At 64.9% G+C, this 13,067-nt stretch carries 15 protein-coding genes and 1 other RNA gene; 7 read left to right on the top strand and 9 right to left on the bottom strand.

From position 1 onward, the window contains the following. Nucleotides 1–38 precede the first annotated feature (38 nt). Entirely contained in the window at nucleotides 39–1,277 is a 1,239-nt protein-coding gene (locus tag TK90_RS03965) for a cyclopropane-fatty-acyl-phospholipid synthase family protein (protein WP_012982201.1), read from the bottom strand. Between the two features lie 205 nt (nucleotides 1,278–1,482). Here TK90_RS03965 and fnr point away from each other — a divergent pair, with 205 nt between their 5' ends. The 3 genes from fnr to TK90_RS03950 are packed head-to-tail and all read left to right on the top strand — an operon-like array spanning nucleotide 1,483 to nucleotide 3,312. Continuing rightward, nucleotides 1,483–2,214 (top strand): fumarate/nitrate reduction transcriptional regulator Fnr, encoded by a 732-nt coding sequence (gene fnr, locus TK90_RS03960; RefSeq protein ID WP_012982200.1) that lies wholly within the window; start codon nucleotides 1,483–1,485, stop codon nucleotides 2,212–2,214. Next, nucleotides 2,207–2,695, top strand: coding sequence for a DUF2390 domain-containing protein (locus TK90_RS03955; protein ID WP_012982199.1), 489 nt, complete (start codon nucleotides 2,207–2,209; stop codon nucleotides 2,693–2,695). The genes fnr and TK90_RS03955 overlap by 8 nt, the downstream gene beginning before the upstream one ends. A 47-nt stretch (nucleotides 2,696–2,742) precedes the next feature. Further along, entirely contained in the window at nucleotides 2,743–3,312 is a 570-nt protein-coding gene (locus TK90_RS03950; protein ID WP_012982198.1) for a DUF2058 family protein, read from the top strand. A gap of 15 nt (nucleotides 3,313–3,327) precedes the next feature. Here TK90_RS03950 and TK90_RS03945 read toward each other — a convergent pair whose 3' ends face one another. Both TK90_RS03945 and TK90_RS03940 read right to left on the bottom strand, forming a co-directional pair. Next, nucleotides 3,328–4,917 carry a DNA mismatch repair protein MutS gene (locus tag TK90_RS03945; RefSeq protein ID WP_012982197.1) on the bottom strand — a complete coding sequence of 530 codons (1,590 nt, stop codon included), beginning with the start codon at nucleotides 4,915–4,917 and terminating at the stop codon, nucleotides 3,328–3,330. Nucleotides 4,918–5,051: 134 nt separating this feature from the next. Beyond that, nucleotides 5,052–6,221, bottom strand: a complete 1,170-nt coding sequence (locus TK90_RS03940) for an aldo/keto reductase (protein WP_012982196.1) — start codon at nucleotides 6,219–6,221, stop codon at nucleotides 5,052–5,054. 225 nt (nucleotides 6,222–6,446) lie between these two features. On the opposite strand from TK90_RS03940, the gene ssrS reads away from it, so the two are divergent. The 4 genes from ssrS to TK90_RS03925 all read left to right on the top strand — a co-directional run bounded on the left by ssrS (nucleotide 6,447) and on the right by TK90_RS03925 (nucleotide 8,473). Further along, a non-coding RNA gene (gene ssrS / locus TK90_RS14620) (6S RNA) lies at nucleotides 6,447–6,632 on the top strand. Between the two features lie 26 nt (nucleotides 6,633–6,658). Further along, nucleotides 6,659–7,294 (top strand): 5-formyltetrahydrofolate cyclo-ligase, encoded by a 636-nt coding sequence (locus TK90_RS03935; protein ID WP_026148162.1) that lies wholly within the window; start codon nucleotides 6,659–6,661, stop codon nucleotides 7,292–7,294. Nucleotides 7,295–7,326: 32 nt separating this feature from the next. Then, the gene (locus tag TK90_RS03930) at nucleotides 7,327–7,791 is read left to right on the top strand and encodes an EVE domain-containing protein (RefSeq protein WP_012982194.1); all 465 of its coding nucleotides are present in this window, start codon (nucleotides 7,327–7,329) and stop codon (nucleotides 7,789–7,791) included. A gap of 4 nt (nucleotides 7,792–7,795) precedes the next feature. Next, nucleotides 7,796–8,473, top strand: coding sequence for a glutathione S-transferase family protein (locus TK90_RS03925; RefSeq protein ID WP_012982193.1), 678 nt, complete (start codon nucleotides 7,796–7,798; stop codon nucleotides 8,471–8,473). Nucleotides 8,474–8,479: 6 nt separating this feature from the next. On the opposite strand, the gene TK90_RS03920 is transcribed toward TK90_RS03925, so the two are convergent. The 6 genes from TK90_RS03920 to TK90_RS03900 all read right to left on the bottom strand — a co-directional run bounded on the left by TK90_RS03920 (nucleotide 8,480) and on the right by TK90_RS03900 (nucleotide 13,027). After that, nucleotides 8,480–8,755, bottom strand: a complete 276-nt coding sequence (locus TK90_RS03920; RefSeq protein ID WP_012982192.1) for a cupin domain-containing protein — start codon at nucleotides 8,753–8,755, stop codon at nucleotides 8,480–8,482. 65 nt (nucleotides 8,756–8,820) lie between these two features. Beyond that, on the bottom strand, nucleotides 8,821–9,489 hold the full coding sequence (locus TK90_RS03915) for a DUF6064 family protein (protein ID WP_012982191.1): 669 nt from the start codon (nucleotides 9,487–9,489) through the stop codon (nucleotides 8,821–8,823). 25 nt (nucleotides 9,490–9,514) lie between these two features. Continuing rightward, complete coding sequence (locus TK90_RS03910; RefSeq protein WP_210399558.1) at nucleotides 9,515–10,453, bottom strand: aldo/keto reductase; 939 nt, start codon at nucleotides 10,451–10,453, stop codon at nucleotides 9,515–9,517. A 154-nt stretch (nucleotides 10,454–10,607) separates the two neighbouring features. Further along, the gene (locus TK90_RS03905) at nucleotides 10,608–11,078 is read right to left on the bottom strand and encodes a DsrE/DsrF/DrsH-like family protein (protein WP_012982189.1); all 471 of its coding nucleotides are present in this window, start codon (nucleotides 11,076–11,078) and stop codon (nucleotides 10,608–10,610) included. A 131-nt stretch (nucleotides 11,079–11,209) separates the two neighbouring features. Next, nucleotides 11,210–11,353 (bottom strand): hypothetical protein, encoded by a 144-nt coding sequence (locus tag TK90_RS15225; RefSeq protein ID WP_012982188.1) that lies wholly within the window; start codon nucleotides 11,351–11,353, stop codon nucleotides 11,210–11,212. Nucleotides 11,354–11,437: 84 nt separating this feature from the next. After that, nucleotides 11,438–13,027, bottom strand: a complete 1,590-nt coding sequence (locus TK90_RS03900) for a dynamin family protein (RefSeq protein WP_012982187.1) — start codon at nucleotides 13,025–13,027, stop codon at nucleotides 11,438–11,440. Nucleotides 13,028–13,067: the final 40 nt, after the last annotated feature.

Here is a 13,067-nt window from a genome sequence, read left to right as displayed (position 1 = left end):
AAAAAATACTCAGAGAACCAGGAAGTAGTCCGCGATCCTTACGCGGCACTGCGGCCCTGGGCGGCCGCCTCCCCCGGCGGCGTCGAAACCACCTCGGGCACCTCGTCGGCATACAGATAGTCGCGGGTCAGCGGCACGGCATCCTGCTGCTTGGCCACCTGGATATGGAAGACCACCTGACGCCACCAGCGGAAGGTCGCCTCGCAACTGGCCAGATAGAACTCCCACATGCGGCAGAAGCGCTCATCGAAATGTTCCACCGCCTCGGCGCGAATGTTCTGGAATCGCCGATACCACTCGGCGAGCGTCTCCGCATAGTGCAGCCGCCAGAACTCGATATCGGTGGTATGCAGCGGAGTCGGTTCCAGTGCCTCCATCACCTCGGACAGTGCCGGGGTGTAACCGCCAGGGAAGATGTACTTGCTCAACCAGGGGTTGGTGGTGCCCGGAGGGCCCTGGCGGCCAATCGTGTGCAGGACCGCCACACCATCGTCCTTAAGCAGATCGTTCACGCGCTGGAAGAAGGTGCCGTAATTGGGCACGCCGACATGCTCGAACATGCCGACACTGACGACCCGGTCGTACTGGTCGTCGTGTTCGCGGTAGTCCTGATAGAAAAAGCGCACGCGATCGTCCAGGCCGCGGCGCTTCGCCTCCGCCTGGGCCACTCGCAGTTGCTCCCGCGACAGAGTAATTCCGTCCACCTGGACATCGGCGTTCTCGGCCAGGTGAAAGGCCAGCCCGCCCCAGCCGCAGCCGATATCCAGCACCCGCTGACCGGGCTCCAGCACCAGCTTCTTGCGCAACATCGCGCACTTGGCCTGCTGGGCCTCCTCCAGGCTCATGTCCGGTCGCTCGAAATAGGCGCAGCTATAGAACATGCCCTCGTCAAGGAAACGGCGGAACAACCACTCGTCCACGTCGTAATGATGCGAGATGTTCTGGTAGCTGCGCGCGATACGGTTGCCCTGCTCGAGGATCGCACGAAACATGCACACCAGCGGATGCACTCGACGCTGGAACCTGGGCGCAAAATTGCGCATCACCACATCCAGAAACACCCGGATGCCCTCGGGTCCCGGCGACCAGAGCCCGTCCATGTAGGTCTCGCCCAGCTGGAACCCGGGATCGCGCGCGATGCGCTTCAGAGCCGCCCGATCATGGACCTGCAGTGTTATCTCGGGTGCCCCCTGCCCGAAACGGCGCTCACTCCCGTTCGGCTCGCGCAGGATCAGCGTGCCGTGGCGCATGTATTCGTTCAGCATCCGTTCGATCATTGCGTCCCTTCCCCTGCGAATCCTCTGCTATATTAAACAGAGTCTAAATATCGCACTCGCTTCGTCGCAAGCCTCTGAATTGGCTGATCCCTGCTACCCCAAAAGGTTCCACACTCACAATAACGGAATTCCTCATACGAGCAACCTCCATCCAGGGCCAACAGACGCCTTCCCTCTCTGACGCCAAAACCGCTAACCTGAGCACATGACACTGCGTCCGACCCAAGCCTGCGAACACTGCACCCTGCGCCAGCTCTGCCTGCCGATGGGCCTACCACAAAATGAACTCTGGCAACTCGACGAGATTGTTCAACAGCGCCGTCCGATCGAGAAGGGGGCACTGCTGTTCAATATGGGCGAACGCTTCGAAACCCTGTTCGCCGTCCGAACAGGCGCACTGAAAGCGGTGCTGATCAGCGACGACGGCACCGAACAGATCACTGGATTCGCCTTCGCTGGCGATCTCCTGGGGCTAGACGCAATCCATTCCGGCAAGCATCCAGTCAGTGCAGTGGCGCTGGAATCCACCAGTGTCTGCGCCGTCCCCTACGCCCATGTGGACGACCTCGCCGACCGACTCCCGACCTTTCGCCAGCACATGATGAAGGTGATGAGCAAGGAGCTGGCCCAGGACGAAAGCCTGCACACCCTGCTGGGACAGCGCACGGCGGAGCAGCGTCTGGCCACTTTCCTGGTGACGCTGTCCGAACGGCACCGTGCGCGTGGTCTGTCCCCCGAACGCTTCTATCTGCCGATGTCGCGCGCCGACATCGCCAATCACCTCGGGCTGACCCAGGAGACCATCAGCCGCCTGTTCACGCAATTGCGCAAACAGGGCGTGATCAGCCTCCGCACCCGGGATCTCGAGATCCTCGAACCCAACAGCCTGCGCAATACCGCCGGCGTGACCTTTACGCCTGCCGCCAGCAGTGCCTGAACCCACTCACGGGTTCGACACCTTCTGGAAATTCGCCCTGGGCCGCTGGGACTATGCGCCGGCCCGCAACCGCCTGCTGCACTGGCAGGATGCACATGCGGTGAATGTCATTCTCGCGCTGTTCGCGCTGTGGTACCCCGGCGGCATGCCAGCAAGCGACTGGAAGCGGCTTGCGCGCGATGCAGCGGCCTGGCAAGTGCAGGCCACCGAGCGCGTCCGCCGACTGCGTCGTCGACTCAAGCCCATTGCATCAGAGCCACATCGCCAAGCGTTGTATGGCGCCGCAAAGGAACTCGAGATCGCATGCGAGCGGACCAGTGCACTTCGCCTCTGCCAACAAGCGCAACATCTCGGGCACCCGGGCAGCAACCCCGACGTTCCCCGGCGCATACACCTGCTGTTTCCAGCCCTCCCCGAGGCCGAGATTCGCGACGGACTACCCGATCTCACCGCGGGCCACGAACCGGGCGGCTGCACATAGACCGCGTTCGGGCTATCCTCCCGGCACATTTTCTACAGGCAAGCGGCATGTCGGACGATCTGCGCAACCAGCTCCTGAAGGCCGGGCTGGTGGACGAAAAACAGGTGCGCAAGGCCAAGAGCCAGAAGCACAAGGCCCAGAAGACACAACCGAAAAAGAAAAAGGGCAAGCCCGCCGACGCCGAGGCCAGTGCCGCCGCAGCCCGCCAGGCCGAGCAGGCCCGGCGCTCGCGGGAGAAGAACCAGGAACGACAGGAAAGGGCCGAACGCCGCGCGCGCCGGGCGCAGATTCGCGAGCTGGTGAACCAGCACCTGGCCCCGATCCCCACCGGCGACGCCGCCATCGACTATCACTTCCAGTTCGACGGGCAGGTCCGTCACCTGCCGGTGACCGAGGACACCCGCAAGCGCCTGGTCGACGGCCGCGCGGCGCTGGCCGGCCTGGAGCTCCACCCGAGCAAGGGTTTCCGTGTAATCCCGCGCGAGATCGCGGACAAGATCCGCGAGCGTGATGGCGAATGGCCGCTGGTCATCCCGGCCGAGGAAAGCGGAGACCCCGAGCCCGATCCCGACGACCCGTACAAGGACTACGTCGTCCCCGACGACCTCATGTGGTAACGCCTTGCCCGGGGCTCAGGCCTTGCCGGCATCGCCCCCGGCCTGGGCGGTGGGGAGTTCGGCGAAATGCTCGCGCGCGCGGGCAACCAGCTGGGGCGGCAGCCCGTTCTTCTCGGCAATCGTAAGGCCGAACGACACACCCGGCTCGCCGATCAGCAGCCGGTAGGTCGGGGACAGCGTCTCGGCGTCGAACTGCATCGAGGCGTTCACGATGCCCGCGTGCTGGGCGGCGTAGTCCTTCAGGGGCGCCAGATGGGTATTCACGATCCCGCGCGTACCACGCGCGCGCAGCTCGTCCAGCATCGCCATCGCCAGCGCCGCACCCTCGTCCGGGTCGGTGCCCGTACCCAACTCGTCCAGCAGGATCAGGCTCTCCGGCCCGGCGTGGTCGAGGATACGTTTCAGGACCTCCACATGCCCGGCGAAGGTCGAGAGGTGGTGGAACAGGCTCTGGTGGTCGCCGACATCGACCATCACCCGATCGAAACGCCCGATGCGACAGTCCTGCTCGGCCGGGATATGCAGCCCGCACCAGGCCATGGTGACCAGCAGCCCGAGCGTCTTCAGCGCGACCGTCTTGCCGCCGGTGTTCGGTCCGGTAATCAGCAGCAGCGGCTGCTCGCCATCCAGCCGGATGGACAGCGGCACCGGCTGCGGCCCGTTGCCCTCGGCGAACTGCAACAGCAGGAGCGGGTGATAGGCCTCGATCAGTTCCACCCCGGCCTCCGCCTCCAGCCGCGGGGCATGGGCATTCATCTGTGCCGAGAGCTGCGCGGCGGCGGACGCCAGGTCGATCCAGGTCAACGCGGTCAGCATCAGTTCCAGCGGCTCGCCATACTGGCGCACCACGTCGGTCAGCTCGCGCAGCAGGCGCTGCTGTTCGGTGTTGATCTGGCCGTTGACCGTATCCAGCTGGTTGTTCAGCGGCACCGCCTCGATCGGCTCGACGATCTGGTCACGCCCGCCCATCGCGGTGCCACGACGCACGCCCTTGACCGCATTCGCCGCCTCGCCACGCAGCACCATCACCGCGCGCTCCTGGTGCCACTGCACCTTCAAGGCATCCTCGCCCTTTTGCGCGACATCGGAGGCCGCCAGGCGCTTTTTCACCACCGCCTCGACCTCCTCGCGCAGGCGTCCGCGCTGCTCGAAGGCCTCGATCAGCGAGGGGCTCGCGTCCTCGCGCAGCGACCCGCCGGGGTTCAGGCATGCCGACAGTCGTTCTTCCAGCCCCTCGGGTGGGTACAGCTTGTTCAGGTCCGCCGGATAGATCTCGGGCGTATCCGCCAGCTGATCCGCCAGCTCGCGGGCTTGGCGCATGATGGTCTGCAGGTTGTGCAGGGCCTGCACCGGCAGCGCCGAGCCCGGATTGGAGGCCTGACGCAGGGCCGCGCGCACATCCGGCAGCTGCCCCAGCCGCGGCAGGGTGCCGGCATCCAGACGTCGGCGCGCGACCGTCACCGCGGTCTGCAGTGCGCGGGCCGCATCCAGATTCGGTGCCGGTTCCAGCCCGCGCGCGGCATCCGCGCCGTAGGGCGTCGCGGTCAGGCGCTCCAGCAGACGCTGGATCGCGGGGAATTCGAGGGCCTTCAGATCAACCTGCATGTCATACCCTTGTGCATGAAATCTCCACCACCGCAGAGGCTCCGGAAACCTTGTAGGAGCCGGCTTGCCGGCGAAGCCCCTGCCAAAATCGGACGCGAGCAGGGCTTCGCGTGCAAGCACGCTCCTACACGGCGTTATTCCTCCTCGGCCTTCTTGAACATCCCGAGGTAGGCCTTCTTCTCCAGCAGCGGTTCGCACATCACCGCCAGCATGTCGTCCAGGTGCTCCGGCGTGCTCATGCCGACCAGGGACGTGCCCAACCCCGGCGTGGAACGGTTGAACTGCATCGCGCGCTGCGCCGGGTTGCGCAAGTTCGCCAGCTGCTGCTCGACGACCTCCACCGACTGCTGGGCGAGGTGTCCCTTCAGCATGGAGTGTGAGGCGAACATATACACCTCCAGCTGGTGCGCGGCCTGCAGCGGGCTGGCCACATTGCCCTGCCCGGTCGCGGTGTTGAAGCGGGTAAAGCCTTCCAGCATCACCTGGTTGAAAGGGAGCATCCCGATCTTGAAGTGGTGCCGGGCGTGGTCGTCGCCGGTTACGGCCTGGGCCGCGCGCTCGGCCAGCCCCTGCATGGAGGTCAGCGACTGGAACACGGCGGCGTCGGTCTCCTCGCGGAAGCCCTCGAACGTGGAGATCCCGTAGGCGCGGATCTTCTTCTCCCGCGCCGCGCGCTCCAGCATCGCGAACACCGGCTCCAGCTTGCGGTTGGTCGCTTCCTTGCCGATCTCGTGGATATGGACCTCGGGCTGGTCGATGACGAAGGCATCCAGCGTCTCCACCCCCATCAGTGAGCGCGACAGCTCCATCTGATAGTGGATGTACTCTGGCGTCAGCAGGTGCGCGCCCTTGGCCAGATCATCCCGCGTACCCATGCCCTGGGACTCGATCTCGCGCTGGAACCAGGCATCCATGTCCTCCGGCGGCCCGCCGCGCCGCGTCAGAAACCCGCCCTTGGAGATCAGGAACATCGCCTCGCGCGGAACTCCGGCCTCCAGGGCCGTGCGCACGCCTGCCCCAACGGCCGCCAGCGAACGGCCGTAGCGGTAGTGGGCACCGGTGTCGACGACATTGATACCCTCGGTCAGCCCGCGGGCGACGATGGCGGAGATCGCAGCATCCACCTCGGCCGTAGCGGCGCCGCCAAAGGTGCCAATGCCCAAGCTGGACAGGCGCATCTTGGCACGCGAGAAGTCGCTGTAGTGCCCCTCGGCGGCCTTGCCCTCGGCGATGTAGTGTTCCGCATACCGGCGCGTCGCCTTGGCGTTGGCGTATCCGGGGATCAATTTCTGCGGCGATTCCATAAAGCTCCTCTGCACAATCGGAAACGGGCAGCATCCATCCGCGCACCGCCCGCTCGCATCCATCCGGAAAACGCGAATCCTACGTCACCCGGGCGTGATTGCTAAAACCCATCCAAACCGGCGAGTCTCCCGCACGGCCGGATTTCAACAAGGATGGATAGTGCAACCATTCTGCGATCATGGTTGCGCACACCCCCGGGGGATTGGTTCATAATGGTGCCGGACGCGTCGCTGCGGCGTGCGAAAGTGGCCTGGTGGTACCCTTGAGCCTTAATTCTTCACCACGGGACCGAGCACTTCCGTTTCGTTGCGCATGTCCGTCTTCGAGCGGAAAGCCTTAAGATTCGGAGGCTTCTCCCACCTGAACCGTTGGTTCAAGGTCGATGGTCACTCCGGCGCCCGCGGGGCGCGTCCACCTCATTATTTTTGCGGATCGTATGTCCAGGGACGAGACCTCCTTCACGCCTGACGAACTGCGCCAGCTACGGCTGCGCCTGCGCCGCGAGCGCGCCGCGCTGTCCGACGAGCGACTGGAGATTCATTCCGCCCTGATCTGCGACCACCTGCTGCGCTGGTTCCAGCGCTGGCAGCCGTATTGCATCGGCGCTTACCGGGGCCTGCGCGGCGAGGTGGATCTGACCCCCCTGACCGTGGCCCTGGCCCGACGCGGCACCCGCATTGCCCTGCCGGTGATGGATGCCAAACGCCCCGGACGCATGCACTTCCACGCCTGGGAGCCGGACGCGCCGCTTTGTCACAACGGGTTCGGCATCGCCGAGCCCTGCCCCGATGCCCCGCGTATCTGGCGCCGCGAGATGCAGGTGGTACTGCTGCCGCTGGTCGCGTTCGACCACGCCGGCAACCGCATGGGGATGGGTGCGGGCTACTACGACCGCTACTTCGCCCGCCGCCGCTTCGGTATCCGCCGCCCCAAGCTGATCGGCGTGGCCCATGCCCTGCAGGGAGTCGAGGCCCTCCCCAGCCAGCCATGGGACGTGCCGCTGGACGGCGTGGTCACGGAGGACGGCTGGCATGCACTGACCCGCCGCGCGCGGCACAATACGCACACCTGACCCACACGCCCGAGCCGGCACAAGGAAACCGCATGGCCTACTGGCTGATGAAATCCGAGCCCGACGAGTTCAGCATCGCCGACCTGGAACGCGTGGGCGTGGAGCCCTGGGACGGCATCCGCAACTACCAGGTGCGCAACATGATGCGCGACGAGATGAAGAAGGGGGATCTGGCCTTCTTCTACCACTCCAACGCCAAGCCGCCGGGCATTGTCGGCATCCTGCGCATCGAGAAGGAGGCCTACCCGGACTCCTGCGCCTTCGACCCCGAGGACCCGCACTACGATCCGAAGAGCGACCCGGATAACCCGCGCTGGCTGCGGGTGGACGTCGCGTTCGAGGAAAAATTCGGCGACATCATCACCCTCGACTGGCTGAAACAGCAGCCGCAGCTCGAGGACTGCCCGCTGGTGCGCCGCGGCAACCGCCTGTCGGTCATGCCGATCACCCAGGAGCAGTGGGACTTCATCCTGAGCCACGCCCAGCGCGGGAAGTAACCGGGTGGCCACGCTCTACCACTTCCCGCACGACGCGAAGGCCGACCGCCTGCGCCTGGCCTGCGGCTACAAGGGTGTCGCGCTGGAGACCCACGCGCTGGACTGGTTCGACGACGAGACCTTCTTCGAGCTGGGCGTGGCCCGCCAGTCGCCGATCCTGCAGACCGATGACGGCACCCTGCACACCGACACGCTCACGGCGTTACGGGATATCGACCAGCTGTTCCCGAGCGACGAGCCACTGTCCGACGGCGTGATCGCCGAGGACGCCTGGCAGGCCCTGGTGGACTGGCGCGCCAAGGTGGAAATCGTGCTGGACCGGCTCTACGCCCCGCTGGCGCCGGGCTTTCACGGAATCGGCGAAAGCGCCGAGGCCCTGGCCGACTACAAGGCCCAGGTGCAGCACCGCTTCGGCCTGTCGCTGGAAGAACTCGCCAACGACCGGTACGACGGCTACAACCAGCTGGCAAAGCTGAGCCGCCTGCCGGAACTGGCCAAGCACCTGGCGGCCAGTCGCTTCTATCTCGGCCACCCGTCCATCGCCGACTGCGTGATCGCCGCCGACCTCTACCCGCTGCAAATGCACGACGGCATCAACCTGCCCGTCGACATGCTCTACTACCTGCGCCGCGTCGAGGAGACCTTCAACACCCCCCTCGACACCCAGTGGCTCGCCCGGTAAGGAAACTCAGCCGAAGCGGTAGTGCTTGCGGATGTCGCGGTGGATCTCCCAGGTGCAGCCCATGCCCTCGGGGAAGGTCACCAGGTCGCCCTCGCCTACGGTGACCGGCTCGCCACCGTCGTCCGGGGTGACCGTCACCTGTCCCTCCAGGATGTAGCAGACCTCACGTTCGTCGTAGTGCCAGGGGAAGGTGGAGACCTCCTTTTCCCAGACCGGCCAGTCGAATACGCCGAGGCGCTCCAGATGGTCCTGCTCCGGCCGATGGATTACTTCGATGGACATGACGGTCTCCTCTGTCTGAGAAAATGGCAAGCCTAACGGGACCGCGACCGGACGCCAAAAGCGCACTATCCGTCGAAGCGGAACAACTGTCTCTCGCTCGAGTGAAACCGCCGAACCAGCAGCAGTACGAAAGCGATCACGCCCAGCGCGGCCGGTAAATATTCCAGCCAGACGCCCAGTTCCCAGGCGATGTAGGCGGTCACCAGAGCCCAGAGGAAGGGAATGATCGTCAAGATCAGTGACGGGCGCGGCTGCGCCAGCAGCAGGATGCCGAGGGTGAACAGCATGGTGGGTCCCGGCGTCACGCCCACGTACTGCGCTTGGGTCCAGGACACCCCCAGGAGCAGGACCTCCAGCAGGGCATGACCGACCATGGCATAGGCTATCACCACGATCGCGACAAGGCCGGCCACACCGCCCGGCCAGCCAAAGCCATGACGTCCCAGCAGCGTGAGGGCGAACAGGAGCATCAGGCCCTGTGCGACGAACACGCCTGCCAGACGACTCGCCCAGAAGTGGAATTCGGCCAGCGCGCCCCCGATGAACACGACCCCGATCCAGATCCACAGCACGCCGAGCAAAAGGCCCACAACACGCCCGCCCCCCCGGCCGCCCATCAGGGCCAGTGCCAGTGTAACGAGCACCATTAGCACCGCGACCGCGTGCAACGGCCAGATGGCGCGATTGTATTGCCCGAAGATCGACAGCAGGGTTTCAGCGGCGAATGGCAGCATCCGGGCTCCCGGAGACGGTGGAGGGTTAAAGCGCTTCGACGTAGTCGATCATGCGCTGGCGTATGTCGTCATCCGGCATCGGGCCGTACAGGGCGCCCATGTTCTCGCGCATGTGTTCCACGACCGAGGTCGCCGGGATCGCGCAGGTGATATCCGGGTGCGAAACGATGAACTTGAGCAGGAATTGCGGCCAGTTCTCGCAGTCGATCTCCCCCGCCCAATCGGGCAGTGGTTCGCTCTCGAAGCGGTCGATCAACGCCTTGCGGCGGAACGGGCGATTGGCGATCACCGCGACCTCGCGCTCGCGAGCCAGCGGCAACAGGCGGTCTTCCGCCTCGCGGTCGAGGATATTGTAGGTGAGCTGCACGAAGTCCAGATCCTCGCGTTCGAGGATGCGCGCCAGTTGGTCGTGGCGGCGCCCGTGCGAGGTCGTCACCCCGATATAGCGGATCTCGCCCGCCTCACGCTTCTCGCGCATCGTCTCCAGATGCGCCTCCCAGTTCTGCAGGTTGTGCACCTGCTGCACATCCAGGGTATCCACGCCCCACAGGTCCAGCGACTTCGCATGCTGGTTGCGCCCGGTGCCGGTGCTACCCGTCCAGATCTTGGTCGCCGAGATCAGGCCTTCGGGGTAGCCCAGCTCCTGCAGGCAGTGCCCCACTACCGCCTCCGCGCGCCCGTACATCGGCGAGGAATCGATCATGCCGCCACCGTGGCGGAAGAAGGTATCGACAATCTCGGTGCGCAGAGCGAGGGCGTCGGGGTCATCTGCCACGTTGAAGGTAATCCAGGTGCCCATACCGATCACAGGGATCTCCTCGCCCGAGGAGGGAATCGCCTTGCTGTTCGGTTCGCGTTCCTCGGCGGTTGCGCCCAGCGGCCAGCCGCTGCCGGCGGCGATGGCCGAGCCCGCCATCCACTGGAGGAATGAACGGCGCGAACACTGATTCGGGGTTTTCGACATGCGGTGGCTACGCTTGGAACCTATTCACGTGGTCCCCTTGGAGCCACTGGAAGTTCCAGCCCGGCAGGATTTCGGCCCGCCAGAACGAAAACGGCCCCGGGCATGCACCTCGGGGCCGTAACGGGCGGACGAGCCACCCAGGGCGTCTACCAGACTAGATGAACAGGCAGATGTCGGATTCACCCGCGAACTCGAAGAACGCGGCGGCCCCGGCATACTCGATGCCATCAATGAACTCGCTGGTATCCATATCGAACAGGTCCACGGTCATCTGGCAGGCGATCATGCGCACCTCGGCCTCCTGGCAAAGCTCGCGCAGTTCCGCGAGATCGGAGACACCCTTCGCCTTCATCTTGTTCTTCATCATCATGGTCATCATCTTCTGCATGCCCGGAAGGGCCTGCAGCATGACCGGCATGGGCATGGGCATCGGCATGCCCGGATTGCCCAGCGACGTGACCTGCAGATCCATCTTCTTGCGCAGCAACTGCAGTCCGTAAAAGGTGAAGAACACTTCGACTTCATAGCCGAGCGCGGCCGCGGTCGACGCCAGGATGAACGGGGGATAGCCCCAGTCCAGACTGCCCTTGGTCGCAATAATGGCCAACTTCTTGGTATCGCTCATTCACTCCTCCTTGGTGGTGGAGGATGGGTTCGCCACAGCCCCCTGCGCGTAACCCACCCCCCTGTGGACCGAGGTCACCCCGTGCGACCTCGATACTTGGATCTCGCTAAAGTGTCGGCGATCCAGGCCGTCTATTTGGACGCCAGACGCGCCTTGCGCCAGTCCCGGATCAATGCACACCCCGCACATACCCCAAGCGCCGCCAGGCTGGCCCAGACCGAGATCGGGACCAGAATCATGGCCAGCGCAAAGAGTATCCAGGCGACAACCGTCATGGTGATACCTCGTCATGGCCCTCGCCCCCCGACGAGGAAACCATGCATCGCGGATTAACCAGGGGAACGCCGCTCGGCGTTTCCCTAACGCGCTTCGGGGCGCTCCGCGGTTGCATCCCCTGGCGTCTCGGCGGCCGGTGACTGCTGTACGGCATCACCGGTCGACTCCGACACAGTACCCGATTGTGCCTGTTCTGCCGAGCGATGCACATCGGCGGCCGAGGCCCGACCACCGGTACGCGACACGGGCCGGGCATCCACAAACTGGTTATTCAGACGCTGGATATACGCCTCGGCGCGGTCACGCAGCGCATGCAGGCGGCCAACCTTGCGCCGTCCCAGGCCCAGCGGGGCACGTCCCAGCATCAACCGCCACGGGCGCGTGTTTTTTTCAAATGCGGCCCGCCAGTTACCGGCGGCAGATTCGGTCGGCAGCGTGCGCGCGATACGCCGCGCGATCCAGCGGCGGTTGAAGAAGTGGAGCCCCGCCAGTACGAGGGCCAAACCGATGATGCCGGCGGACGTCCAGATCGGGTGATCCCCCATGGACGACCAGGCCGAGCCATCAAACCACGGGCCAAACCCGCCCGCCGTGTTGTAGCCGATCACGCCCAGGATCACGGCAATCACCGCGAACATCGCCGCATCGACTTGCAAGACCCGGCGGCGCCATCGTTCCAGGGCCCGACGCAGGGCGGGCAGCGCATCCATTTCGATGGATTCGGCGATCGCCTGCAGCGACCCGAGGATGCGGTACGAGCGTGACGAGCTGATCTCCTGGATCTTCTCGTGGATCTCCGCGCGGTCGCGCTGCGACTTTTCCTCGTAGCGTTCGCGCACCTGCTCGTCGCCGATCTCGACCCCTGCGCTCTCGTTGAACATGCAGTAGAAACGGCCGGTGGCATTCCCCTGACGCACGACCGCGCGTTGCCAGGCGGAGACAACCTCCTCCAGGTTGTCCTCGCGCCAGGTGGTATCGATCTGGTTGAGCACGAACACCAGTTTGTTGAAGTCGTTGCGCTCGGCGACGCGATTGACCAGGTGCTCCAGCGTGTCGCGCATCGCGCCCGGTTCCGGGTGCCGCGCATCGAAGAAGACGACCACCAGGTCGGACAGATCAATGATGTGGTCGGTCAGCTGCAGGATCGTGGCACGCTGCTCGTCGGCATCGAACCCGGGCGAGTCGATCAGGATACGCCCGCGCAGACGCTCGGAGTTGGCGGTCTTCATCGCCAGAAAATGGTCCACCGTACGACCACCGCCATCGGTGATGCGCTCGATCTCGTCGGACACGCGGTAGAACGGGAAGCGCGGATCGCCGTCCAGCGCCAGCCCCGGCAACTCCTGCACCCGCTCGCTGCCACCGTAGCTGATGACCGTGAACTTGTCGTCCACCGCCTGCGAACCACTGCGCTGAACGGTGGTGCCGACGTATTCGTTGATAAACGTGGACTTGCCCGAGGAGAACGTCCCCAGCACCGCGATCATCGGCCACCAGGAGATGGTGAAGGCGTAGGAGTCGTCCTGCGGATTCAGCAGCCCGGAGGCATAGCCGACCCGGTCCAGTTCGCGGAAGGGATCGACAACCCCCTTGAGGACCGGATTTTCTTCGGCGAGGCGATCGCTCAGCAGCTTGAGCTGCTTGCGCACGCGGCGACCAGGACGATTAAACATGCGGACTCCGTTGCGGCGGTGGCCATCCGGAAGACACAGC

This window comes from Thioalkalivibrio sp. K90mix (assembly GCF_000025545.1).
GTDB lineage: Bacteria > Pseudomonadota > Gammaproteobacteria > Ectothiorhodospirales > Ectothiorhodospiraceae > Thioalkalivibrio.
Note: the sequence above shows the minus strand (reverse complement) of the source record. Positions and strands in the feature narration are given on the sequence as shown.